This window comes from Vibrio rotiferianus, from assembly GCF_002214395.1.
Lineage (GTDB): Bacteria > Pseudomonadota > Gammaproteobacteria > Enterobacterales > Vibrionaceae > Vibrio > Vibrio rotiferianus.
Window position 1 is genome coordinate 3,208,763 of the sequence record NZ_CP018312.1, and the last position, 23,802, is coordinate 3,232,564.

Below are 23,802 nucleotides of genomic sequence, written 5' to 3' on the forward strand. Positions count from 1 at the left end.
TTGATGGGGCTATAGCTCAGCTGGGAGAGCGCCTGCCTTGCACGCAGGAGGTCTGCGGTTCGATCCCGCATAGCTCCACCATCTTTAAGTGCATTCAATGAGTGCTTTTAAAAATGGTTTCATTAAGAAATCTGCTCTTTAACAATTTGGAAAGCTGACAAATCAACAATTTATTGTTGATTGTAAAGTTCTCAATGTTTGTCTTTAAGACAAACACCAATACAACACATTCAAGTGTTCTTGGAATTTGAGTCCGGCAAAATCGAGTCTGCATCATGTATAAAAATTGCAGACAACTTTGGTGACTTGTTCATCAACTCGAAACTCCTTCGGGTTGTATGGTTAAGTGACTAAGCGTACACGGTGGATGCCTTGGCAGTCAGAGGCGATGAAGGACGTATTAACTTGCGATAAGCCCAGATTAGGTAGTAAAAACCATTTGAGTCTGGGATTTCCGAATGGGGAAACCCACTTGCATAAGCAAGTATCCTGTTGTGAATACATAGCAACAGGAGGCGAACCGGGGGAACTGAAACATCTAAGTACCCCGAGGAAAAGAAATCAACCGAGATTCCGAAAGTAGCGGCGAGCGAAATTGGACTAGCCCTTAAGCTTTATATGCGTTAGACGAACGGTCTGGAAAGTCCGGCGATACAGGGTGATAGCCCCGTAGTTGACAACGCACATTCAGTGAAATCGAGTAGGGCGGGACACGTGATATCCTGTCTGAATATGGGGGGACCATCCTCCAAGGCTAAATACTACTGACTGACCGATAGTGAACCAGTACCGTGAGGGAAAGGCGAAAAGAACCCCTGTGAGGGGAGTGAAATAGAACCTGAAACCGTGTACGTACAAGCAGTAGGAGCACCTTCGTGGTGTGACTGCGTACCTTTTGTATAATGGGTCAGCGACTTATATTCAGTGGCAAGGTTAACCATCTAGGGGAGCCGTAGGGAAACCGAGTCTTAACTGGGCGTTCAGTCTCTGGATATAGACCCGAAACCAGGTGATCTAGCCATGGGCAGGTTGAAGGTTGAGTAACATCAACTGGAGGACCGAACCGACTAATGTTGAAAAATTAGCGGATGACTTGTGGCTAGGGGTGAAAGGCCAATCAAACCTGGAGATAGCTGGTTCTCCCCGAAAGCTATTTAGGTAGCGCCTCGGACGAATACTACTGGGGGTAGAGCACTGTTAAGGCTAGGGGGTCATCCCGACTTACCAACCCTTTGCAAACTCCGAATACCAGTAAGTACTATCCGGGAGACACACGGCGGGTGCTAACGTCCGTCGTGGAGAGGGAAACAACCCAGACCGCCAGCTAAGGTCCCAAATTATAGCTAAGTGGGAAACGATGTGGGAAGGCTTAGACAGCTAGGATGTTGGCTTAGAAGCAGCCATCATTTAAAGAAAGCGTAATAGCTCACTAGTCGAGTCGGCCTGCGCGGAAGATGTAACGGGGCTAAGCTATAAACCGAAGCTGCGGCAATGAAGTTTACTTCATTGGGTAGGGGAGCGTTCTGTAAGCCGTTGAAGGTGTGTTGTAAAGCATGCTGGAGGTATCAGAAGTGCGAATGCTGACATGAGTAACGATAAAGGGGGTGAAAAACCTCCTCGCCGGAAGACCAAGGGTTCCTGTCCAACGTTAATCGGGGCAGGGTAAGTCGACCCCTAAGGCGAGGCCGAAAGGCGTAGTCGATGGGAAACGGGTTAATATTCCCGTACTTCTTACAATTGCGATGGGGGGACGGAGAAGGCTAGGTGGGCCTGGCGACGGTTGTCCAGGTTCAAGTGCGTAGGCTGAAGAGTTAGGTAAATCCGGCTCTTCTTAAGGCTGAGACACGACGTCGAGCTACTACGGTAGTGAAGTCATTGATGCCATGCTTCCAGGAAAAGCCTCTAAGCTTCAGATTGTAAGGAATCGTACCCCAAACCGACACAGGTGGTCGGGTAGAGAATACCAAGGCGCTTGAGAGAACTCGGGTGAAGGAACTAGGCAAAATGGTACCGTAACTTCGGGAGAAGGTACGCTCTCGACGGTGAAGTCCCTTGCGGATGGAGCTATTGAGAGTCGCAGATACCAGGTGGCTGCAACTGTTTATTAAAAACACAGCACTGTGCAAAATCGTAAGATGACGTATACGGTGTGACGCCTGCCCGGTGCCGGAAGGTTAATTGATGGGGTTAGACTTCGGTCGAAGCTCTTGATCGAAGCCCCGGTAAACGGCGGCCGTAACTATAACGGTCCTAAGGTAGCGAAATTCCTTGTCGGGTAAGTTCCGACCTGCACGAATGGCGTAATGATGGCCACGCTGTCTCCACCCGAGACTCAGTGAAATTGAAATCGCTGTGAAGATGCAGTGTACCCGCGGCTAGACGGAAAGACCCCGTGAACCTTTACTACAGCTTGGCACTGAACATTGACCCTACATGTGTAGGATAGGTGGGAGGCTTTGAAACCAGCACGCCAGTGTTGGTGGAGCCGTCCTTGAAATACCACCCTTGTAGTGTTGATGTTCTAACGTCGACCCCTTATCGGGGTTACGGACAGTGCCTGGTGGGTAGTTTGACTGGGGCGGTCTCCTCCCAAAGCGTAACGGAGGAGCACGAAGGTGGGCTAATCACGGTTGGACATCGTGAGGTTAGTGCAATGGCATAAGCCCGCTTGACTGCGAGAATGACAATTCGAGCAGGTGCGAAAGCAGGTCATAGTGATCCGGTGGTTCTGAATGGAAGGGCCATCGCTCAACGGATAAAAGGTACTCCGGGGATAACAGGCTGATACCGCCCAAGAGTTCATATCGACGGCGGTGTTTGGCACCTCGATGTCGGCTCATCACATCCTGGGGCTGAAGTCGGTCCCAAGGGTATGGCTGTTCGCCATTTAAAGTGGTACGCGAGCTGGGTTTAGAACGTCGTGAGACAGTTCGGTCCCTATCTGCCGTGGGCGTTGGAAGATTGAAGGGGGCTGCTCCTAGTACGAGAGGACCGGAGTGGACGAACCTCTGGTGTTCGGGTTGTGTCGCCAGACGCATTGCCCGGTAGCTAAGTTCGGAATCGATAACCGCTGAAAGCATCTAAGCGGGAAGCGAGCCCTGAGATGAGTCTTCCCTGATACTTTAAGTATCCTAAAGGGTTGTTCGAGACTAGAACGTTGATAGGCAGGGTGTGTAAGCGTTGTGAGGCGTTGAGCTAACCTGTACTAATTGCCCGTGAGGCTTAACCATACAACACCCAAGGGGTTTTGATGGACTCAATGTAAGAACATTGAATGTGTTAAGAACTGAAAACAGCTTTCCGAATTAAAGAATTTGCTTGGCGACCATAGCGATTTGGACCCACCTGATTTCCATTCCGAACTCAGAAGTGAAACGAATTAGCGCCGATGGTAGTGTGGGGCTTCCCCATGTGAGAGTAGGACATCGCCAGGCTTTAATATCGCTTTTAGATAAATCTAAAGGCAAAACTGAAATTTAGCATTATTTAAGTAAGACTAAATTTTAGTAACAATTTGTGGAGAGATGGCTGAGTGGTTGAAAGCACCGGTCTTGAAAACCGGCATACGTTAATAGCGTATCTAGGGTTCAAATCCCTATCTCTCCGCCACTATTAAGAAGCCTCGCTAGAAATAGCGAGGCTTTTTTCATTTCTACACGAGCTATGAAATGATAGGGATTTACTAAATCCCGATTCTCTGTCACTACATAGAAAGCCCGTTGACAATTCAACGGGCTTTCGTCGTTTCTGATACTTGCAAATCGGCGAAGTGATTTGAATCAACCTCCTAGCCGACGTTGCTCCAAACTAAGCACCTCTGCTCTCCACCTAATAAGCAGTCCCTTGAGGATTTCTGTTATCCTCACTTTATAGGGTTATAGGAACACATAGCTTTGTCCTCCACTAAAAGTTATTAAGCCTGTCCCTTACCCTTTCTATCTCTATCGGCTCAGTGTTTCTGTTAACAGAAGAGCGTTTCTACTCACTGCTGCCTTAAATATGTATAAGCGACGTTACGTACCCTCTGATGCTTATTGCCGATTACCGTGACTCTTTGCTTTAGCTTGTACAATAAATGCTATTCAATCGCTCTGCTTTGTAGAAAGTGACTGAGGTTGTTTCACATAGCTCTTGATGAGATGAAGAGTGGTAGTTTGGAGTGAACTATAGAGGCGTTGGTGATTGTCTCTAATGAAGAATAGTCAGTAGAGGGAACACAACTTTTGGGTAGTTAGTTGAAGCGATAAAGGGGCATGAGGAATGGCAGGCAATAAAAAAGCCGACAGTTTACTGTCGGCTTTCTACTTTCTGAATCGCTTAGTTGTTTTGAACTAGCGTCAGTGCTTTACGAGAGACCTCGTGAGCCGCTTTAGTCAGGTTTTGCTTCTCTAGTGTGTCTGCGAGGAAAGCATAGTCAGAGACGTCTGAGTGGAGCTTAAGAGCAACCTCGAACTGTTGTTGTGCGTCTTGCCATTTTTCTTGTCGGAATAGGAAGTGTCCTAAAGCACTATGAGCAGCGGCATTATCCGATTCACGCTTTAATACACCTTCTAAGAATACAACTACAGGATGGCTGTCTGACAAATTTAGCTCAGGCATTAGTCTGTATAGTTCAGGTGTTGGGTGTTTCTTTAGTGCTTCTTTGATAACCGTGAAGGCTTCAGAATCTGCTTTACGTGAAATGAGTTCTCGTGCGAAGCAAGCAATGAGGTGAGTATCTTGTTTTACTTTGCGTGGCAGACCGTTCCAGTGTGAGATCAGACCTTCGCTACCTTGTTGCTGCGCGACTTCGTGTAGTAAGCCACACTGTGCCTTCTGAATCAGTTCCGCTTGCTCTTCTTCTGTTACCAGCTTGGCTTTGGTTAGCTGAGGCATCAGATCGATCAGCGGTTGCCACAGCTTAAGCTGCATGTAAGTGGTCTTTAGCAGGTTAAGAACAATTGAGTTATTCGCGTACTGACCTTTCAGCGCTTGCAGAGTATCGAATGCAGATTCGAATTCGTTATCGCGAATGAACTGTTTCGCACGAGTCAGCTCTACTGCTAGGTGCGCATTCTCTTGCTGGCTTGCCAGTTCTAGGTACTGGTCCCGCTTAGCTTTGTCACCTTGACCTTGTGCAGCCTCTGAAGCCACTAGGTAGCATAGAAGAGGCATGTCGTGGTGATTTGCCCAGCGTGTCACTTTCTTCTCGGCACCTTTCCAGTCACCTTCAAGTAGCTTGATGATGCCTTCGTTGGTGTAGCGACGAGAGCGGCGCATTTTACGCACGCTGAAGTAGTTCCAAGTGCTTGAGCTTGCGTAAACCAGTTTCTTGACCACGTACTCTAGGAAGAACAGTGCTGCCAATGCTGCAATTACGAAGATCACTAGCGTGGTTACGCTCATCTCAATGGTTTTGTTCGCGATTGAAATCAGGACATAACCTTGCTGACCTGAGAACTGCGTGCCAACGAATAAGCCAGCACCAAGAACTACAAATAGGAAAATAAGACGAACCATTACTTATCCTCCGTACCTGTCATCGTGGTCACTTCACGACGTAGGCGTTCACGAATCACATCTGAGAGTTGGTTTTGGCTTTCTAGCTTCGCAGGGTATTCGACTTGAATGTCTTGCTTGCTCAGTTGGCTCAGTGTCTTGTTGAATTCTTTAACCGAGTTGTCGTCTTGGTTGAAGAATGCCATGGCCCATTTATCCGCTGTTTCCAACGAGGTGGTGTAGATCTCACCTTGCTCTTGGTATACCGCTTTGATTGCTGTCTCTAGCTTCGCTTTGATGTTTTCTTTCAAGTAGAAGTGTTGCTGTGGGGACAATAGAGGAATCACGTTACCATCGCGAGTGCGGAAGGTGATGAAGTTTTCTGAGAAATCTTTCAATGACGTCATCAGGTTATCTTGCCAGTTAGCAATGTCTTCTGAGACTTCTTGTTTTTCGACTGCTGCCGCCTCTGGTAGCAAGGCATTCGCTAGAGGTAGTTTATCTACCTGTTGCTGTAGCGCAGTTAGGCGTAATACCAAGCCATCACGGTCTACCAAAGGTACAACACGTAGCTTAGTAATGTCGTTTGCCATTGCTTTACGAAGCCCAACTAAACTTGGATCGTTTAGTGCGGCGATGCGTTGGTCTGCACTTTCCATCAATTGAGTCGCGCTTTCTACATCGTGCTCTAGGAACAACTTACGACCAGCGAGTTTTACTAGGTAGTCAGCTTCTGCTAGTAACCAGTCGTTTGGACGACGGCCTTTTACGTCAGCGACTGCTAGTTGCAGGCTTTCAATGCTCTTTTGCTGCTGACCCAGTACCACTTCTGCTTTGTGAGTGACTGTAGTCGCTTTTTCAATTGTCTCTTGTTTTACTTGGCTTAGCTCTTGTTTCATTGCTGATTGAGCTTGCTCTAGTTGGTTTTGAAGCTGAGCAATCTGAGTTTGGTATTCAGACTGCTGCTCGAGCATTTTGTAAGTCAGACCACCACCAAAAATAAGTGACAAGACGATTGCAACGGTACCCAGCTTGACGCCACGTTTACCTTGCTTCTCTTCAAATTCACCTTTGCTTGGCTCTGTTGGTTTGGTTGGTTCGGCAGGCTTTGATTCTGCTTTGCTCGATTCAGATTCCTTTTTAGGCGTGTCTTTTTCAGCTAGCGGTGCCGATGTGGTTTCTTCGGAAAGGTTTTTATCGTTATTCTTTTGATCGTTATTTTTACTTGTCATGCCTATATCCTGTGTAGCTAGGGCTGGAGAGCAGCCAGTAATTCTTGGTTGGATGCGCTTCCTGTGCATCTGACCTGAGTGAAGCCCCGTTGAATTGCGATGTCAGCGATTCGCTGACTGGGGATATACAACTCTTGTTGATTAAGCCAAGCCAATTGCTCTGGCGACAATTGGCGACACAAATAATCCAGTTGTTCACCACTGGTGATGATGATCTGGTTGATTTGCTGGGTTTTCCATTGTGAGACACAGCTTACTGGATCGAATGGGATAAATTCTCTCTTATAAGTCTCACAATAGTGAACTTTTGCTCCACGTCTCACCAATGCATCTTTTATCAGCTCTCTTCCACCGTTACCGCGAAGAATAAGAACGGTTTGTTTATCTACATTGTCTAATTCGGGAAGCTGCAACAAGTGCTCACTATCACTGACTTGTGGATAGTGTACTTTTTGTTGGGTACATTTGCTCAAATAGTGTGCGGTTTTTTGACCGACGGCAAGGTATATAGCTTGCTTAGACCATGATTTAGCGTGGTTTCGCAAGATTTGCTCTGCGCATTGCACCGCATGTTGGCTTACCGCAATGATGATTTGAGCACTTTCAATGTATTTGGAGAGTTGTGTGTCGCTGAGATCGGCGACGATGTCGATCAGTGGATGATGAATTGCAGTTATGCCGTGCCTTTCGAGCAGAGAGCAAAGCGCCATGCCTTGCTCTCCCGGACGAGTGACCAACACTGTCATGATTATTCGTGGTCTGCGTACAGTTTGGTTAGGATGTCGCGCGCACCGTTTTCAAGTAGCTCGTTAGCAAGTTGAACGCCTAGTGCTTCGGCATCGTTGCGGTGACCACGAATTTCACCACGTACAATTAGGCTACCGTCTGGTTCACCAACCAGTGCGCGAAGCCAGATGTTGTCGCCATCAAGCAGTGAGTAGCTGCCGATTGGTACCTGACAACCGCCCTCAAGAGTGAGGTTCATTGCGCGCTCACAGCGCACGCGATCTGCCGTATCTTGGTGATTTAGTGGCTCAAGCAGTTTTAGTAGGCGTTCGTCATCCACACGGCACTCAATGCCTACCGCGCCTTGGCCTACTGCTGGCAGTGATTGTTCTGGTTCGATAAAGCTGCGAATGCGCTCTTCTAGCTCAAGGCGCTTCAGACCTGCTGCTGCAAGAATGATCGCGTCGTATTCACCTGCATCTAGCTTACCTAGACGCGTACCAACATTACCGCGTAGCTCTTTGATGATCAGGTCTGGGCGGTATTCTTTCAACTGACACTGACGACGTAAGCTACAAGTACCAACAACCGCGCCTTGCGGTAGCTCATCAATGTTGTTGTAAGTGTTTGATACGAATGCATCACGTGGATCTTCACGTTCACAAATCGTCACCAAGCCAAGACCTTCAGGGAAGTCTACTGGTACATCTTTCATTGAGTGCACCGCAAGGTCTGCGCGACCTTCAAGCATTGCCACTTCCAGCTCTTTAACGAACAAGCCTTTACCACCGACTTTTGCTAGCGGCGTATCCAAAATGATGTCGCCTTTGGTCACCATAGTAACCAGCTCCACGTCAAGGCCAGGATGAGCGGCTTGAAGGGCATCTTTTACATAGTAGGCTTGCCATAGGGCAAGTGGGCTTTTTCGTGTTGCAATGCGAATTGGCGTAGATTGTGTCATGGTCTTCTCAATGCTGTTTTAGTTTTGCTTAATCCTACCACTCAACGCGTGAAAGTCTTAATGTTAGTTAGGCTTCTCTAGGGGTCATAAATGGAATTACACAACGTTATGAAAATAGTGTGACTAGATTCTCATTTAGACTAAGGACTATTATTAGTTATAGGCGAATACAAGCGACACTACGGCGCTATCAATTTTTGCGACTAGTGTGGGGTTTTTAGACCACAACTATTTGCGGGTGGAAATCTTTACCAACCCTGATGAAAGTGTTAAATTGATCACGTTTTTAAGCCGTTTTGGTTTAAAACATCAGCAAATTTCGTGATTGTTCAACCAAGGAACTTCCCTTGCAGGCTTACACCCAAAAACTTATTCAGCGATTAGATAATCTAAACCAGCAGCGTATTGAGCGCGCGCTGGCGCTTATGGATTCGCAAAGCCAGCAAGTATTCCACTTGATTCCTGCCTTGTTGAACTACAACCACCCTGTGATTCCGGGCTATTATGATGCCGATGTACCTTATGGTGTGTTTGGCTTTGAGTTGAATCAACTCCAGCAACAATTCCTTGAAGACACTCAATTGACGATTGGTCAGCCGCTCGAAACTGCTGAGCAACCTGCCATCCTTGGCTTGTACACCATGGGCAGTACCTCTTCTATTGGTCAAAGTACCTCAAGTGATTTGGATATCTGGGTGTGTATCTCGCCGGAGATGGATAACGACCAGCGTGAACTGCTTACCAACAAATGTTTGCTGATCACTGATTGGGCGCAAAGCCAAGGTGTGGAGGCGAACTTCTTCTTGATGGATGAAGAGCGTTTCCGTAGTAATCATTCAGAAGAGATGACCGGTGATAACTGTGGTTCTTCTCAGCATCTTTTATTGCTGGATGAATTCTACCGTTCTGCGGTACGTCTCGCAGGCCAACGCCTGCTGTGGCAAATCGTGCCGCCAGAAATGGAAGAGTGTTACGACGAGTACGTTGCACAGCTTTGTAAAGATGGCTATATCAACTGTGATGAGTGGATCAACTTTGGTCAGCTTAACCGCATTCCTGCTGAAGAGTACTTCGGCTCGAACTTATGGCAGCTGTATAAGAGTATCGATTCCCCTTACAAATCCGTGTTGAAAGCGATCTTGCTTGAAGCTTACTCGTGGGAATACCCGCACACACAACTTCTTAGTATCGACACCAAGCGTCGCTTCTTTGCCCACGAGCCTGACTTGTACGGCATGGATGCGTACTACTTGATGCTAGAGAAAGTAACGCGTTACCTAGAGCGAATCCAAGATGACACACGTTTGGATTTAGTTCGCCGCTGTTTCTATCTTAAAACCCATGAAAAACTGTCTCGCGAACCAGATGTCGGCTCTGTGGCTTGGCGTCGTGAAGCTTTGAGCGACATGACTGCGAAATGGGATTGGGATGCATCGGTATTGGCGGAGCTCGACGATCGCCGTAACTGGAAAGTAGAGCAAGTGAAAGTAGTGCACCATGCACTGCTGGATGCTTTGATGCAAAGCTACCGTAACTTGATCCAGTTTGCGCGCCGTAACGACATTACTTCGGCGATCAGCCCGCAAGATATCAGTATCCTCGCACGTAAATTGTACGCGGCATTCGAAGTGTTGCCGGGTAAAGTTACCTTGCTTAACCCGCAGATCTCACCAGATTTGCACGAACCCGACTTGAGCTTCATTGAAGTAAAAGAAGGCAGCGTAAACAAATCCGGTTGGTACTTGTACAAGCAACCATTGATTGCGCACCGCATTCTTGGTCAACCTTGTCTTGAGCATCACGAATACTTGAGCAAGCTGGTTTCTTGGGCGTTCTTCAACGGTTTGATTACTGAATCGACACGTTTACACGCGGTGGTGCGTGAAGCTCAGTTAGACATTGATAAGTTCTACCAAATGGTGAGTGACTTGCGTAACACCTTCTCGTTGCGTAAGCGTCGTCCAACCATGCAAGCATTAGCGAGTCCGTGTGAGATCAGCCAAATGGCAATGTTCATCAACTTCGAAAATGACCCGACGGCAGCATTGTCCGGTCGTTCACTGAAAGTTGATGTGAAGAATACAGACATCTTTAGCTTTGGTCCTGAGCAAGTCAACTTAGTTGGCAGTGTTGATTTGGTTTACCGTAATTCATGGCATGAAGTGCGTACACTGCATTTCAAAGGCGAAACCGCAATGCTGGATGCGCTGAAGACCATTCTGGGTAAAATGCACCAAGATGCGATTCCGCCAGAGTCGGTTGACGTGTTCTGTTACGCGAAGAACATGCGTGGTGTGATGCGCAATATGGTTTACCAATTATTAGCTGAGTGCATTGACTTACGTTTGAAGCCGGTTGAACAAGAGAAGCGTCGTCGCTTTAAAGCGATGCGTCTTGGAAATCAAACTTATGGTTTGTTCTTCGAACGTCGTGGCGTATCGGTACAGAAGTTAGAAAACTCAGTCGATTTCTACCGCAGTATTTCAACCAACAAGTTGAAAGGCTCACCGCTGTTGATGCTGGATCGTGAGCAAGAGTACCAACTGCCAGAAGTAGTGGATGGCTTTGCCAGTGAAGGTTTGGTGCAGTTTTTCTTTGAAGACACCGATGATGGCTTCAATATCTATGTATTGGATGAGTCAAACCAAGTTGAGGTTTACCATCAATTTAGCGGTTCGAAAGATGAAATGATTGCGTCGGTGAACAGTTTCTACACCTCGGTTAAAGATGACAGTCGTGTATCGTCGAAGTTTATTAACTTTAACTTGCCGCAGTACTACCAAATCATTCATCCGGAAGAAGGGAATACCTACATTATCCCTTATCGCAATGATGGTTGTACGCCAACTCGCCCAACCAAAGCGGTGAACGTGTAAAAATGAAAAAGAGCACAGGGTGCTCTTTTTTATTTCTGGCTTACTAGAATACTATTGGCTTATACCCAATCGATCGCTTCACCAGCGTGCTTTTCACACTCTTCTTTTACCATTGCAAATAGTTCCATGCCCGTCTTAGAGCAGGTCCATTTGTTATCGATAAGCTTGAAGTGGAAGCCACCCGACTTCGATGCTAACCAAATCTCATGCATTGGCTCTTGGCGGTTAATGATGATTTGGCTACGGTCTTCAAACTCCAATGTCATTACATTACCAGACACTTCGTAATCAATGTCTGCGCCTGATTCATCGATGGATTCTTCGATGATTTGCATCTGCGCATCCACCAGTTGATGAAATTCAGTATCGTTCATCCGTCTATCCTATTGCTTTTCCTGAGTGTGGTGCGATTATAGGGGGCATTGAATCAATAATCACGATATGCGAAATGAAAAAACTACTTACTGTGTTGTTTGTGATGATGGCTGCGACCTTAGCCGGTTGTGGGCAGTCGGGAGACCTTTACATTCCAGATGATGCTCAGAAGAATGAGCAATCACAATAACGAATTTATAGCATCATACATTTAGGGTTTAGCAGTCGAATTAATTAAGGGAAGCGAATTTTGGATTACTTCAACTATCAGGATGATGGCCAGCTTTGGGCCGAAGACGTCTCACTCCAAGCACTTGCCGAGCAACATGGCACTCCTCTTTATGTTTACTCACGTGCGACGCTGGAGCGTCACTGGAATGCGTTTGATAGCGCTGTGGGTCAGCATCCTCATCTTGTTTGTTACGCAGTAAAAGCAAACTCTAACCTTGGCGTATTGAATGCATTGGCTCGTTTGGGTTCAGGCTTTGATATTGTATCGGGTGGTGAGCTTGAGCGTGTTATCGCGGCAGGCGGTGATGCGAAGAAGGTGGTGTTCTCGGGTGTTGGTAAAACGCCAGCAGAGATGAAACGCGCACTGGAGCTGGGCATTAAATGCTTCAACGTGGAATCAGAACCTGAGCTTGAGCGCTTGAACAAAGTTGCGGGTGAGCTAGGTGTGGTTGCACCGATTTCTCTACGAATTAACCCTGACGTAGACGCAAAAACTCACCCTTACATTTCGACTGGTCTGCGTGATAACAAATTTGGTATCGCTTTTGATCGTGCTCCGGCGGTTTATCAATTCGCCCAGAGCTTACCAAACCTAAATGTACAAGGTATTGACTGTCATATTGGTTCTCAACTGACTGAGATTGAACCTTTCATTGATGCAACAGATCGTCTATTAGCACTGATTGATGACTTGAAAACACAAGGTATCAACATTCGTCACCTAGACGTAGGTGGTGGCCTGGGCGTGGTATATCGTGATGAATTGCCGCCACAGCCTTCAGACTACGCAAAAGCACTACTAGGTCGTCTTGAGAATCATCAAGATCTTGAACTGATTTTCGAACCCGGCCGTGCGATTGCTGCCAACGCAGGGGTCTTGCTCACACGTGTGGAGTTTCTCAAACACACAGAGCACAAGAACTTTGCCATTATCGATGCAGCAATGAACGACTTGATGCGTCCGGCACTATACCAAGCGTGGCAAGATATTGTCCCAGTCGCACCACGTGAAGGTGAAGCTCAGACTTACGACTTAGTGGGCCCGATCTGTGAAACGGGTGACTTCTTGGGCAAAGATCGAGCACTAGTACTGCAAGAAGGTGATCTACTCGCGGTTCGCTCTGCAGGTGCCTATGGCTTTGTGATGTCTTCGAACTACAATACTCGTACCCGAGCTGCAGAAGTAATGGTGGATGGTAAACAAAGCCACCTTGTTCGCCAGCGTGAGGAGCTGACCAGTTTGTGGCAGCTGGAACAGATTCTACCGGAGTAACACACAACAAATGCATTTCCACTTTTCCAAAATGCACGGTTTGGGCAACGACTTTATGGTCGTCGACTGCATTACCCAGAACGTGTTTTTCTCGCAAGATTTGATTCGTCGCTTGGCGGATCGACACACGGGGGTTGGTTTCGATCAACTGCTCGTGGTTGAAGCGCCATATGACCCAGAAACTGACTTCCACTACCGTATTTTTAATGCGGATGGCAGCGAAGTTGAGCAGTGTGGTAATGGCGCTCGCTGTTTCGCGCGTTTTGTGCGTTTGAAAGGACTAACTAATAAGTACAGCGTCAGTGTTAGTACCAAGAAAGGTAAGATGATTCTTGATGTCGAAGATGATGGTGATGTGACGGTTAACATGGGTGTACCCGAGTTTGAACCGAATAAGATTCCTTTCAAAGCTAAACAGAAAGAGAAAACCTACATCATGCGTGCTGGTGATAAGACCCTGTTCTGTGGTGCAGTGAGCATGGGTAACCCTCATGTAGTCACCGTGGTAGATGATGTTGATACGGCTGATGTGGAAGTTCTTGGTCCATTACTTGAATCGCATGAACGCTTCCCTGAGCGAGTGAACGCAGGCTTTATGCAGGTCGTAGATCGCAATCACATCCGTTTACGTGTGTTTGAACGTGGTGCCGGTGAAACACAAGCTTGTGGCAGCGGTGCATGTGGTGCAGTTGCGGTAGGCATTCTGCAAGGTCTACTGGACGAGAATGTGAAAGTCTCTCTTCCGGGTGGTGACCTACGTATTTCTTGGCAAGGCCCGGGTAAACCGCTGTTTATGACTGGGCCAGCAACTCACGTATTTGATGGTCAGTTGTCGTGCTAGTTGAAGAACAAGAAAACCAAATGTCAGAAGTAGAAGCGGATGCGTTGACGGCTGAAGTCGTCGCTCAGTATCTGAAAGACCATCCCGACTTTTTCGCTCAGCGTCCCGAACTGATCGATCGTTTATCAATGCCGCATGCAGATCTCGGCACGGTCTCGTTGGTTCACATTCAAATGAACCGCCAGCGCCAACGTATTGAAGAGCTGGAAGAAGAGATCACGACACTGATGTCATTGGCGGCGAATAATGATCGTACTTTCTACGAGTTCATGGACCTGCAAGGACAAATCCTAAAGTGTGGTGACTTTAAGCAAGTAATCAAAGCTATCGAACTGAAAGCCAAAGATCTTGGTTTGAGAGCTTATGTTCGTTTGTTAAGTCAGTGCGATGCATCGACTCAACTTAGCAAGGAAAATTACCAACGCTTTGCAACCAACCACCTAAATGGCAAAGAGGCATACTTGGGTCGCTTGCGTAAGGTGGATCGTGAAGCTTTGTTTGGGAATATGGATGTTCCAGAAATGGGTTCCTATGTGGTGTTACCGCTTGTGAAAAAGCAGACGCTTGGCGTTTTAGCATTTTCTAGCGAGGAGGGCGGTCACTTCCAACCAGATATGGACACTCTGTTTTTGCGTCATCTATCCTTAGTAGTGGCACATCTCGCTCAAACATTGGTATGGCAAAGTCACCATGACGATAACTCCCAACACTCCTCTGCCAACTAGCCTAACAAAGCCCCTTGAACGCTTCTATGAGTTCCTAAGAAGCGAAAAGGGGCTTAGCTTGCACACCCAACGAAACTACAAGCAGCAATTGGAAACCATGGCTCACCACTTGGCTGAGATGGGTTTGAAAGATTGGTCGCAAGTCGATGCGGGTTGGGTGCGTCAATTGGCAGGTAAAGGCATGCGTGAAGGCATGAAAGCCAGCAGCTTAGCGACGCGCCTATCTTCTCTACGCAGCTTTTTTGATTTCCTGATCCTACGTGGAGAAATGTCAGCTAACCCTGCCAAAGGGGTATCGGCGCCGCGTAAGAAACGCCCACTGCCGAAAAACCTCGATGTAGATGAAGTTAATCAACTGCTTGAAGTTAGCGAAGATGATCCGTTAGCGGTGCGTGATCGCGCGATGATGGAGCTGATGTACGGTGCTGGTTTGCGTTTGGCTGAACTGGTCAGTATTGATGTTCGTGATGTTCACCTAAGAAGCGGTGAACTGCGAGTCATAGGTAAAGGTGATAAAGAGCGCAAAGTACCGTTCTCTGGTATGGCAACCGAATGGGTTGGGAAGTGGTTGCGTGTTCGTGGTGATTTAGCCGCATCGGGAGAGCCTGCATTATTTGTTTCCAAGCTAGGTACGCGTATCTCACACCGTAGCGTGCAAAAGCGCATGGCAGAATGGGGCCAAAAGCAGTCCGTCGCGAGCCACATCAGTCCGCACAAATTGCGTCACTCATTTGCTACCCATATGTTGGAATCGAGCAATAACTTACGTGCGGTACAAGAACTGTTGGGGCACGAAAACATTTCAACTACCCAAATCTACACCCACTTGGATTTCCAACATTTAGCGCAGGCCTACGATCAAGCTCACCCCAGAGCACGTAAGAAAAGCGACGACAAGTCCGACTAACCCCAAGGAAAACCATGAAATTCTACCGCCGTATTGCGCCTGTAAAGGCGATGACGTTTGACCTTGATGACACCCTCTATGACAACTATCCAGTGATAGTTCGCATGGAGCGTGAGTTGCTCTCTTGGCTTAAACACCATCATCCGGCGGTTGCTCATATGGACAAAACCGATTGGTTGTCACTCAAGCAACGTGTCGCTGCGCAACAGCCTGAGCTGAAGAGTGACGTCACTTTGTGGCGTTTAATGCAACTTAAGCAAGCCTTCTCCCAAGTTGGTTATGATGATGTAGCCGCACACGCCGCCGCGCAAGCAGCAGTCGACGTCGCTTTAGATTGGCGCAACCGTTTTGAGGTTCCACAGCAAAGCCTCGATGTGCTTGCCGAATTAGCGCAAGCCATCCCGCTGGTGGCCATCACCAATGGTAATGTGGATTTGGACAGAATTGGACTAACACCATATTTTCAGCAAGTACTGAAAGCAGGGCCGGATGGCAGTGCGAAACCCGCACCCGATATGTTCACTAAAGCGCAGCAGTTTTTGGCGCTACCAAGAGAGTGTATTCTTCATGTCGGCGACCATTTGGTGACGGATGTTCAAGGTGCGAAACTGTCGGGCTTTGCCGCATGTTGGTTCAATAATATGAATAAAAATGTCATTAAACAGCCTCAAAGTCGTGCGTTGCCCGATGTCGAAATCAGTTGCTTACAACGCTTGCTCACACTTTTGTAACGACAATCGCATTAATGTATTGAGTCTTTAACATTAGTCTGGTCAAGCCCTATAAACCCACGTAAATTACTAAGCTAACAGTAAAAATGTCCTTGCACTAATACTAAAGGACGATAAGCGATAGGGTATCATTTCAATACATGCGAACTTATTCTCAGTTGATTCATGACCAGAATCAGCTCAATGATTTTTTAGGCACAATTTCGTGGCAAACAAGCAAGCAGTACTTGGTGCAGCTACTCTCTACGCAATCGCGAGAAGAAGCGACCAGTTTTGCTCAATGTTTGTTGGAAGTTGTACCTCATGCGCATGTTATTGGTCACAGTGCCCGAACACTGATTTATTCAGGCGATATATTTACCGATGGTAGTTTGCTGATTGTGAGCGAGTTGGTAGACACAACACTTACCTCTGCTGTTCAAACCTACTCTTTCTCTCCTGATATCGATGGCTACGATTTAAAGCAATCACTTGCTCTGCGTGATAACTCGAAAGCCATTATCAGCTTTTCTGTTCAAGTGGAACGTCGTGACTATCCTATTTATCGAGGCTTTTGTTCTGATGGGCCTCCGGTATCAGGAGGGTTAGCACAAGCCAATGAGGGTGGTTGCTGGGTTCTGTTTCAAACTCAGTGTTATGAACACGCCGCTGTCGCGGTTGCTATGCATAGCAATACACTAAAAACGTGGACTAATGCCTATTCGGAGTGGAACCCCGTCGGCATGCCTCACCAGGTGACGGAAGCAAAAGGGAACCGGCTGTTTAAACTAGGAAACAAAACGGCTTACGATGTGTATAAACGATACCTTTCGGATGGGCGTGAATTGACGTTTGGTCAATTAATTAATTTCCCTTTGTATCGAGAGTCTGTGGGTAAGAAAGAGGTTTGTGCAGTCGTAGAAATTCATTCTGATGGCAGTATGACGTTTGATAGGTCTTGGTGTGTTGGGGATGAAGTTCAGTTTTGTTACAACCACCCATCATTGACTCTTGAGCAGGTAAAGCATGGTGTCCTTGAGCTGATGATGCATCAGCCAGAGTCGGTGATGATTTACAATTGTGCGTCACGACTAGACTTCATTGATGGAAGCTCGGAGGTCAAAGCTTTCGCCGATATTGCCCCGACGCTAGGCAGTTATTGTATGGGTGAGCTGCATCGAAATAATGGCCAACAAGAAATATTGCACCATAGTTTGACCTACCTAGCACTGCGAGAAGGAGATGAGGTCGCCTCATTGAGTGTGCTTGGTGACGAAGTGAGTAGTTCCATTTCTCCTTTGTTTAGTTTAATAAGAAATGCGATTAGCGATCTCAATGAAATGAATACTCATATGGAGTATCAACTTGAGAGGCAGGCTAGGAAGTTACACGAGAGTTTTAGGCATGATACTCGAACAGGCTTAAAAAACCGTGTTGCTTTGCAAGAAGCGTTGAATGACTTGGATGACGAAGAACACCTTTTGACGTTAAAGCTGCTCAATTTTAGCCACATCAACGAAAAGTATGGTTATCGAGTCGGTGACCAACTACTTAATGACTTATCTCTTCATTTTAGTAACCGCCTACGTAAACGCTTGGGTAAACCCGCCGCCTTGCAGTTGTACAGTATAGGCGTGGGTGAGTGGGCATTTGTGTTTAAAGCTGATGCTAGCAGTGAGGTTATTAAGCAGCATTTCACTCGCTTTGCTGATGCGATTGAACAGACAAACTTTGAGCCGCGTGGTTTGCTTAATATTGATTATCTCACCGTCTCACTATGTGGCGGTTTGGTCAGCCGAAGAGATTTCCCTAATGCCACGCCAGATGAGCTGCTATTGAAAGCGATAGAAGCCCGCCGAGCTGGGGTAAGAAATAATACGCACATATGTAATGCCAAGGATGTAGAGGTAAATGAAGATGTGCGAAAAGAGCAGCTTGGTTGGCTGAGCTGTGTGAGTCGAGCCATACTGCAACAGAATATAGTCACTTACAGTCAGCCCATTGTTCATGCCTATAGTCATCGCCCTGCAAGCCAAGAGTGTCTAGTCAGAATTGTTGAGGAAGATGGTTCTATTATTCCTCCGGGACGATTCCTCCCGATCATTACCGATACTCACCTTTACACCCGATTGAGTCGTCATATGATCAGGAATACGTTGGGTTATATGCAGGACAAAGAGGGTGACTTCTCCATTAACTTATCGCCTCAAGACTTTTTCAGTGACAAAACGTTAGCAGTACTTGAGCGTTCGATATTAAAGCTCAATGACCCTCGGCGTTTAGGTTTAGAGGTATTGGAGTCAGAACAGATCAAAGATTATGGGCGAATGATTGAAGTATGTAGCCACTTTAGAAAGCTTGGAGCGCGCATTATTGTTGATGACTTTGGTTCAGGGTATTCCAATATTGATGAAATTCTTAAGCTGGAACCGGAAGTGATTAAGATTGATGGGAGCTTAATCAAGAATATTGATAAGGATCCGAAACAGCACAAGATTGCCTCGCAGTTAGTGCGTCTGTGTCAGGTGTTTAATGCTCAAACCGTAGCGGAGTTCGTGCACAACGAGGAAGTTTGTAATATTGCTCAGGATATGGGTGTGGACTATCTGCAAGGCTATTACTTGGGAGAACCAACGCGTTTGTTCTGAGGCTAACGCCTTGTTTCACGTGAAACAGCATCGAATAAAAAACGCAGCGTTAAAGCTGCGTTTTTTGATTCTTAAGAGTGTTAGGTTTTGAGCTCGTGACCACTTTTCTCGGCTTGGAAACGAGGCAGGTATTGCTCGAAGAACGCCGACATCTGTTGCTGGTTTTGTTTTTCACCCAGTTGCCCTAGCAATTGCGCAGCAACTTCAAAAGTGCATAAGTTGCCTTGTTGTTGGTTACGGCGCAGTTGATATTGGGAGCTCTCTTGGGTAGATAAGCCCATCATCGCGATACCCTCTAGCCATCGGCTTTTATTGATCATTTTGCGCGCTTCTTGCCAAGTTGCATCAAGAATGATGTACAGCGGTTGTCTGTTTTGCTGATTACTTTGTTGTTGTACTTGTTCAAGCGTCAGGCTCTCTTCACTTGGGAAAAGCAGTATCGGCAGCAGGCTTGGATTGGCAAGCGTTTCTAATAACTCCGCTGATGGCGCTTTACGATCCCAAACGACTTGGGTGACATTCAACTGGCACTGGGCGAGCAGTTTTCCTGTGTTGGTATCGCGCGTCAGTTCATTAGGGTGCATTAACAGCATCAGCGAGTGTTCACTGCTTAACTTCGGCAGCAGTGAACAGATGCAGTTGAACTGAAAGCCACATCTCGGGCAAGGCTGTGCCATTACAGGCGCACTCCTTCACGAACAGGGCTGATGCCATCTGAGAACAGACGCACGCCGCTGACTTGTTCTTTGCTCGCTTTTGGTGCCAAGCTTGGGTTGATTGGGTAACTTACGCCAGTGTATTGCATCACGTGTTGCCCAGGTGTTGCGTCACCACCACCGACATTAAAAATCAGATCTCGCCAACCGTGTGAGGTTTGTTGACCAAGCATGATTGGACTTTGCACTAACGTCATACGGCTGTTGAAACGCCACTCTTTCTCGTGGTTTTCGAATACCAGCAGAGTACAACCGCCAGAACCACACCAATCAAGTTGCACCAGCAATTCTTCATCCCCATCGCCATTCAGATCGTAAGTTAGCCAACGGTATTGGTTGTTACTTGGGTTGGTTTGGTGAATGAAGAAGTAGTTACGTACCGCAGCGTCCACCTTTGAGTTGAAGTCCGCACTAGAAGGAACATCAGCAGCGCCAATTGGATCGTTGTTGCGCTCGGCTGCTGGTTGCTCTGTGCCTGAGTTACGCACGGTTGCTGGGTATAGCACTAAACCGCCATCGGCGATAGGGTAAACGACATTCCCCACTTTTTCTTGTGTTGCTTTTAGTTGATTACCATCTCGCATAAACAAGCGCTCAGAAACGAGTCGCTGCCGTTGATGATGGGTCATCACCACTTGGACTTGCGATGGACTCAGTTGTTGCCAGTAGCCGCGCTCAACCAATGGTGGCTGGCCGTCTGAGTAGCTGTATTTGGTGATGGCACTGTGGTCGCTGTTCAGTGTCATCTGCACTTCGAAGCCTTGCGATTGGGTCGATGTCGCGACGTAAGTATTCACCCACTCCAATGTTGAATCTACGTTGGCGGTCATGCCACAGCCTTGGTAGGTTTTATCGCCATGCTCTAGTGTCGCCTTCCAACCGTAAAGGGAGTCACTCATGGTGTCAGAACACAAATTCTCGGTCATGCGCAACTCGCCGTTATCAAGTTGGTAAGTACGTTGGCGAGGTTGCAGTTTACTGCTGTCGATCTCGATCGTTTGTGTCGACTTGCCCATTTGCTGGAACTTAAGTGCGCCGCCTTCAAAAGTCGCCGCCCACGAAGGTTCATTACCGAAGATGCGAGTTGGTTTGCTGGTTTGTTTGCAGCGATGCGGATTTTCGGTAGTGAGGAAGTTCACTTGCTCAACCACAAAGTTAGCATCGAAATCTGCAGAAAATCCGTCGACGCCCGGTGGATTGAGATGACCAATCACTTCACCATACATGGTTTGATAAGGTTCATTGGTGATTGCCACTGCACGCTGAACTTGTTGTGGTGACAGTTGTAGCCAGTATTGTTTATCACTGCCACAAGGTGTGATGTATTGGCTTTCGTGTCCAATCACCACTTCGCCACGCAACATGAAGGTTTGAGGTAAGATGGTTTCCGGCTTATCTAGGGATGCAGGTGGAGTGGTTGGTGTGTCTGCATCGGACTTCTGCGGCTGCATGCTACATGCTTGCAGGACCAGCAGTGTGGCTAATGCCACTGGGTTTTTCAAAGCCTTCATGTTATATCTTCCTCATTACTCAATCTGCATCGGATGGCATTATGGCATATTGGTTATTTAAAACAGAACCAGATACCTTTTCTATTGACACGCTCCGAACCCAAAAGGTTTCATGTTGGGAGGGAGTTCGTAATTATCAGGCGCGTAATATGATGCGTGACCAAGTCAAATTGGGCGACTTGGTACTGATTTACCATTCCTCTTGTAAGAACGTGGGTGTGGCAGGTATTGCCAAAGTGACTCGTGAAGCGTATCCCGATCATTTTCAGTTTGACCTAGAGAGTGATTATTACGACCCGAAATCTGACCCAGAAAACCCGCGTTGGATAATGGTGGATATTGAGTTTGTGCGTAAGACTGATCGCTTGATTCCGTTGTCAGTCATGAAGGCGATGCCAGAGCTAGAAAACATGCCATTAGTGAAACGCGGCAATCGCTTATCGATCATGCCGGTGAGCGAAGAAGAGTGGCAAGCAATCCTCGGCAAAGAGAAGTTGCCGAGTCAGCGATAAAAGAAAAAGGGCTGCATGGTGCAGCCCTTTGTGATTTTGTCGATAACCAGTTGTTGATAACTAATACAGGTTATAGCAGATGATCTTGCAGGTAGTGTGCAACTGCATCGTCGGCGTTGCTGCCGATCACTTCGTTATTTGGCAGTGCTTTCATCACTTTCTCGTGAGAGGTGCCCATGACCAAACCTTTACCCGCCATCGATAGCATTTCTACGTCGTTCATGCCGTCACCAAACGCGATGGTGTTTTCCAGTGTTAGACCAATAGACTCTGCGACTGCCTTCAGGGCATCACCTTTAGAAACGCCAGCGCTCATCACTTCCAAGCACCAAGGTGTTGAGAAAGCGATGTTCAATCGGTCACCAAATTGTTCGCGCAGTTTGGTTTCGAAAGTCACTAAATGGTCGTGGTCTTGCGAAGGGTGGGTGAAGAAGATTTTCGCAATGCCGTCTGTAGGTGCGTTGTCTTCATCGTACAATTTGTAAGTGAACTCTTCGTGGAAATCACGCAGTTGTTCGTCGTCTTTGTTCAGCAACCAGTCGTCGTTTTGGTACATGTGGATAAGTATTTCAGGATCCGTTTTGATCGTGTCGATCACTGGCTGAACCAAATCCTCTGGTACGTTCTGGCTGTACATCTCTTGATCATTTTGGTCGTGCACACGTGCACCATTCGAAGTAATCATGTAAGCCGGAATACCTACCGTGCGACGAATGCTTGCGACGTCTACGTGGTGGCGACCCGTTGCAAAGACAAATGTGTAGCCTTGCTCATGCAGCGCTTTGAGTGTCTCTTTCGAGTAAGCGCTTAGCTGGTGGTTAGGTGCGAGTAATGTGCCATCCAGATCTGAGGCAACGATTTTAGTGATCTCTTTGCAAGGTAGCGATGTGCTCATGAAGCCCTCGTAAACGGTTCGGATAGAGTAGAACAGGTTGATTGCACACGGAGCGCAGCAGATTGACTAGGTCATACTGCTCCGCGTGCGGGGGAACATGGGGAAGTCTACGCCAAAATAAGGAAAAAAAAGAGGGTAAATCGATGAGCTCGTATTTCCTCTTTAATCTGTTTTTATTGGCTGTACTCGCGCATGAAGGCAAAGACGGCATCCAACGCTTGGTTACGATATTGATCTTTTTCGAATAAGATTTCGTGTTCTGCGCCGGCAATCGAAACTAGGCTCGCATTAGGGTTAGTCTTACTCAGCTTGTCGATAAAGCGCTGCTGAGCGGCATTACTCACGATACGATCGTTGCCTGGTTGGAGTAATAAAACCGGAACTTTAATTTGCCGTGTCAGCAAAATACACTGCTTTGCTGCCATCAAGCCTTGCCATACCCAACGTGTACTAGGGCCGCCCACTTGTAGCTCTGGTTTATCGCGGTATAAACCACGGAACCAATGGTAGCGATCGTAGCTTTGGCTGAGTGGGTTATCTTCAAACGGTTTTGGATAGTATTCCTTATGACCCGGTGCGTAGCTTGGCTGTGTGGATACCGCCGCAAGGATTTGCGTGACCGGAATCGCGATAGGACTGAGATACCAAGGCAAGTTGATACCAAACATCGGCGCACTCAGGATTAAACCGTCAAAGTTATGATTTGGGTGGGTTTGCAAATAACGCGTCGCAATTGCACCGCCCATTGAGTGAGAAATGATAAAACGCTGCTGATATCCGCTTAAATCAAGCTGCTGCAGCACCAATTCCATATCTTCAATGTAGTCATTAAAGTCATAGACGTGACCCATGTCTGAGTCTGAGACGAGTCGTTCTGATAAACCTTGTCCTCGGTGGTCAAACGAATACACGTCATAACCTTGTCGATACAGGTCGTAGAAAAGTTCTTGGTATTTCCAGGAGGCTTCAATGCGACCGTTGACGATCAGTACGGCTTTGGTGTGTTCGGGATTGGTGAGTTTGCACCAGTAGATGTTCTTTTTCTCTGTCCCTTTTACAAAGCCTTCTTGGCGTTCTTGCCAAAGTGCTGCGATCGGACCACCTATTGCTTGCTCAAATAAGGTCTCTTGAGTATAAGTCAAAGGTGAATGGTTAATAGCCATTAGTCGATTACCTGAAGATACG

18 protein-coding genes, 2 tRNA genes and 2 rRNA genes are annotated in these 23,802 nt (G+C 47.2%); 13 read left to right on the forward strand and 9 right to left on the reverse strand.

The window, feature by feature from the left end; genetic code table 11:
• Positions 1-5 precede the first annotated feature (5 nt).
• From BSZ04_RS24115 to BSZ04_RS24135, 4 genes are all read left to right on the forward strand, one after another.
• Positions 6-81, forward strand: a tRNA-Ala gene (locus BSZ04_RS24115).
• 259 nt (positions 82-340) lie between these two features.
• Positions 341-3,230: ribosomal RNA gene (locus BSZ04_RS24125) — 23S ribosomal RNA — on the forward strand.
• Positions 3,231-3,317: 87 nt separating this feature from the next.
• A 5S ribosomal RNA gene (rrf, locus tag BSZ04_RS24130) occupies positions 3,318-3,434 on the forward strand.
• Between the two features lie 84 nt (positions 3,435-3,518).
• A tRNA-Ser gene (locus BSZ04_RS24135) sits at positions 3,519-3,609 on the forward strand.
• A gap of 708 nt (positions 3,610-4,317) precedes the next feature.
• On the opposite strand, the gene BSZ04_RS24140 is transcribed toward BSZ04_RS24135, so the two are convergent.
• From BSZ04_RS24140 to hemC, 4 genes are read right to left on the reverse strand one after another with little or no spacing between them, the layout of a single operon-like run.
• On the reverse strand, positions 4,318-5,499 hold the full coding sequence (locus BSZ04_RS24140; protein ID WP_088881545.1) for a heme biosynthesis protein HemY: 1,182 nt from the start codon (positions 5,497-5,499) through the stop codon (positions 4,318-4,320).
• Positions 5,499-6,710 carry a uroporphyrinogen-III C-methyltransferase gene (locus BSZ04_RS24145; RefSeq protein ID WP_010444547.1) on the reverse strand — a complete coding sequence of 404 codons (1,212 nt, stop codon included), beginning with the start codon at positions 6,708-6,710 and terminating at the stop codon, positions 5,499-5,501. The genes BSZ04_RS24140 and BSZ04_RS24145 overlap by 1 nt, the downstream gene beginning before the upstream one ends.
• 17 nt (positions 6,711-6,727) lie before the next feature.
• Positions 6,728-7,456, reverse strand: coding sequence for a uroporphyrinogen-III synthase (locus BSZ04_RS24150; RefSeq protein WP_029560890.1), 729 nt, complete (start codon positions 7,454-7,456; stop codon positions 6,728-6,730).
• A 2-nt stretch (positions 7,457-7,458) separates the two neighbouring features.
• Positions 7,459-8,397, reverse strand: coding sequence for a hydroxymethylbilane synthase (gene hemC / locus BSZ04_RS24155; protein ID WP_045393314.1), 939 nt, complete (start codon positions 8,395-8,397; stop codon positions 7,459-7,461).
• 347 nt (positions 8,398-8,744) lie between these two features.
• Between hemC and BSZ04_RS24160 the strand changes: the two genes are divergently transcribed.
• Complete coding sequence (locus BSZ04_RS24160) at positions 8,745-11,273, forward strand: class I adenylate cyclase (RefSeq protein WP_088881546.1); 2,529 nt, start codon at positions 8,745-8,747, stop codon at positions 11,271-11,273.
• Positions 11,274-11,332: 59 nt separating this feature from the next.
• Here the strand turns inward: BSZ04_RS24160 and cyaY are convergent, their stop codons facing one another.
• Positions 11,333-11,647 (reverse strand): iron donor protein CyaY, encoded by a 315-nt coding sequence (cyaY, locus tag BSZ04_RS24165; protein ID WP_010444537.1) that lies wholly within the window; start codon positions 11,645-11,647, stop codon positions 11,333-11,335.
• A gap of 74 nt (positions 11,648-11,721) precedes the next feature.
• Here cyaY and lptM point away from each other — a divergent pair, with 74 nt between their 5' ends.
• The 7 genes from lptM to BSZ04_RS24200 all read left to right on the forward strand — a co-directional run bounded on the left by lptM (position 11,722) and on the right by BSZ04_RS24200 (position 18,983).
• The gene (gene lptM / locus BSZ04_RS25485) at positions 11,722-11,838 is read left to right on the forward strand and encodes an LPS translocon maturation chaperone LptM (protein WP_010444536.1); all 117 of its coding nucleotides are present in this window, start codon (positions 11,722-11,724) and stop codon (positions 11,836-11,838) included.
• Positions 11,839-11,898: 60 nt separating this feature from the next.
• Positions 11,899-13,152 carry a diaminopimelate decarboxylase gene (gene lysA, locus BSZ04_RS24175; RefSeq protein ID WP_038887316.1) on the forward strand — a complete coding sequence of 418 codons (1,254 nt, stop codon included), beginning with the start codon at positions 11,899-11,901 and terminating at the stop codon, positions 13,150-13,152.
• Between the two features lie 10 nt (positions 13,153-13,162).
• Positions 13,163-13,993 (forward strand): diaminopimelate epimerase, encoded by an 831-nt coding sequence (dapF, locus tag BSZ04_RS24180; RefSeq protein WP_010444534.1) that lies wholly within the window; start codon positions 13,163-13,165, stop codon positions 13,991-13,993.
• 20 nt (positions 13,994-14,013) lie between these two features.
• On the forward strand, positions 14,014-14,718 hold the full coding sequence (locus BSZ04_RS24185) for a DUF484 family protein (protein ID WP_038887323.1): 705 nt from the start codon (positions 14,014-14,016) through the stop codon (positions 14,716-14,718).
• Positions 14,684-15,625 (forward strand): tyrosine recombinase XerC, encoded by a 942-nt coding sequence (xerC, locus tag BSZ04_RS24190; RefSeq protein WP_071236457.1) that lies wholly within the window; start codon positions 14,684-14,686, stop codon positions 15,623-15,625. Before BSZ04_RS24185 ends, xerC begins: the two co-directional genes overlap by 35 nt.
• 14 nt (positions 15,626-15,639) lie before the next feature.
• Positions 15,640-16,356 carry a 5-amino-6-(5-phospho-D-ribitylamino)uracil phosphatase YigB gene (gene yigB / locus BSZ04_RS24195; RefSeq protein WP_088881547.1) on the forward strand — a complete coding sequence of 239 codons (717 nt, stop codon included), beginning with the start codon at positions 15,640-15,642 and terminating at the stop codon, positions 16,354-16,356.
• A 140-nt stretch (positions 16,357-16,496) separates the two neighbouring features.
• Positions 16,497-18,983, forward strand: a complete 2,487-nt coding sequence (locus BSZ04_RS24200; RefSeq protein ID WP_088881548.1) for a bifunctional diguanylate cyclase/phosphodiesterase — start codon at positions 16,497-16,499, stop codon at positions 18,981-18,983.
• Positions 18,984-19,063: 80 nt separating this feature from the next.
• Here BSZ04_RS24200 and BSZ04_RS24205 read toward each other — a convergent pair whose 3' ends face one another.
• Both BSZ04_RS24205 and BSZ04_RS24210 read right to left on the reverse strand, forming a co-directional pair.
• Positions 19,064-19,660 (reverse strand): tRNA-uridine aminocarboxypropyltransferase, encoded by a 597-nt coding sequence (locus tag BSZ04_RS24205; RefSeq protein WP_088881549.1) that lies wholly within the window; start codon positions 19,658-19,660, stop codon positions 19,064-19,066.
• The gene (locus BSZ04_RS24210) at positions 19,660-21,210 is read right to left on the reverse strand and encodes a COG3650 family protein (RefSeq protein WP_088881550.1); all 1,551 of its coding nucleotides are present in this window, start codon (positions 21,208-21,210) and stop codon (positions 19,660-19,662) included. Before BSZ04_RS24210 ends, BSZ04_RS24205 begins: the two co-directional genes overlap by 1 nt.
• A gap of 41 nt (positions 21,211-21,251) precedes the next feature.
• Between BSZ04_RS24210 and BSZ04_RS24215 the strand changes: the two genes are divergently transcribed.
• A complete protein-coding gene (locus BSZ04_RS24215; protein WP_088881551.1) occupies positions 21,252-21,722 on the forward strand; it encodes an EVE domain-containing protein in 471 nt (156 codons plus the stop codon).
• Positions 21,723-21,792: 70 nt separating this feature from the next.
• On the opposite strand, the gene BSZ04_RS24220 is transcribed toward BSZ04_RS24215, so the two are convergent.
• Both BSZ04_RS24220 and BSZ04_RS24225 read right to left on the reverse strand, forming a co-directional pair.
• Positions 21,793-22,617, reverse strand: coding sequence for a Cof-type HAD-IIB family hydrolase (locus BSZ04_RS24220; protein ID WP_010444517.1), 825 nt, complete (start codon positions 22,615-22,617; stop codon positions 21,793-21,795).
• A 173-nt stretch (positions 22,618-22,790) separates the two neighbouring features.
• Complete coding sequence (locus tag BSZ04_RS24225) at positions 22,791-23,780, reverse strand: alpha/beta fold hydrolase (protein WP_088881552.1); 990 nt, start codon at positions 23,778-23,780, stop codon at positions 22,791-22,793.
• Between the last annotated feature and the right edge of the window lie 22 nt (positions 23,781-23,802).

What these genes read in the sequence shown, in the direction of transcription:
- hemC (WP_045393314.1), bottom strand. Translation starts at nt 8,397, where the DNA reads ATGACACAATCTACGCCAATTCGCATTGCAACACGAAAAAGCCCACTT.
- cyaY (WP_010444537.1), bottom strand. Translation starts at nt 11,647, where the DNA reads ATGAACGATACTGAATTTCATCAACTGGTGGATGCGCAGATGCAAATC.
- BSZ04_RS24185 (WP_038887323.1), top strand. Translation starts at nt 14,014, where the DNA reads ATGTCAGAAGTAGAAGCGGATGCGTTGACGGCTGAAGTCGTCGCTCAG.
- BSZ04_RS24220 (WP_010444517.1), bottom strand. Translation starts at nt 22,617, where the DNA reads ATGAGCACATCGCTACCTTGCAAAGAGATCACTAAAATCGTTGCCTCA.
- BSZ04_RS24200 (WP_088881548.1), top strand. Translation starts at nt 16,497, where the DNA reads ATGCGAACTTATTCTCAGTTGATTCATGACCAGAATCAGCTCAATGAT.
- xerC (WP_071236457.1), top strand. Translation starts at nt 14,684, where the DNA reads ATGACGATAACTCCCAACACTCCTCTGCCAACTAGCCTAACAAAGCCC.
- BSZ04_RS24210 (WP_088881550.1), bottom strand. Translation starts at nt 21,210, where the DNA reads ATGAAGGCTTTGAAAAACCCAGTGGCATTAGCCACACTGCTGGTCCTG.
- BSZ04_RS24205 (WP_088881549.1), bottom strand. Translation starts at nt 19,660, where the DNA reads ATGGCACAGCCTTGCCCGAGATGTGGCTTTCAGTTCAACTGCATCTGT.
- BSZ04_RS24140 (WP_088881545.1), bottom strand. Translation starts at nt 5,499, where the DNA reads ATGGTTCGTCTTATTTTCCTATTTGTAGTTCTTGGTGCTGGCTTATTC.
- BSZ04_RS24145 (WP_010444547.1), bottom strand. Translation starts at nt 6,710, where the DNA reads ATGACAAGTAAAAATAACGATCAAAAGAATAACGATAAAAACCTTTCC.
- yigB (WP_088881547.1), top strand. Translation starts at nt 15,640, where the DNA reads ATGAAATTCTACCGCCGTATTGCGCCTGTAAAGGCGATGACGTTTGAC.
- BSZ04_RS24215 (WP_088881551.1), top strand. Translation starts at nt 21,252, where the DNA reads ATGGCATATTGGTTATTTAAAACAGAACCAGATACCTTTTCTATTGAC.
- dapF (WP_010444534.1), top strand. Translation starts at nt 13,163, where the DNA reads ATGCATTTCCACTTTTCCAAAATGCACGGTTTGGGCAACGACTTTATG.
- BSZ04_RS24150 (WP_029560890.1), bottom strand. Translation starts at nt 7,456, where the DNA reads ATGACAGTGTTGGTCACTCGTCCGGGAGAGCAAGGCATGGCGCTTTGC.
- lptM (WP_010444536.1), top strand. Translation starts at nt 11,722, where the DNA reads ATGAAAAAACTACTTACTGTGTTGTTTGTGATGATGGCTGCGACCTTA.
- BSZ04_RS24225 (WP_088881552.1), bottom strand. Translation starts at nt 23,780, where the DNA reads ATGGCTATTAACCATTCACCTTTGACTTATACTCAAGAGACCTTATTT.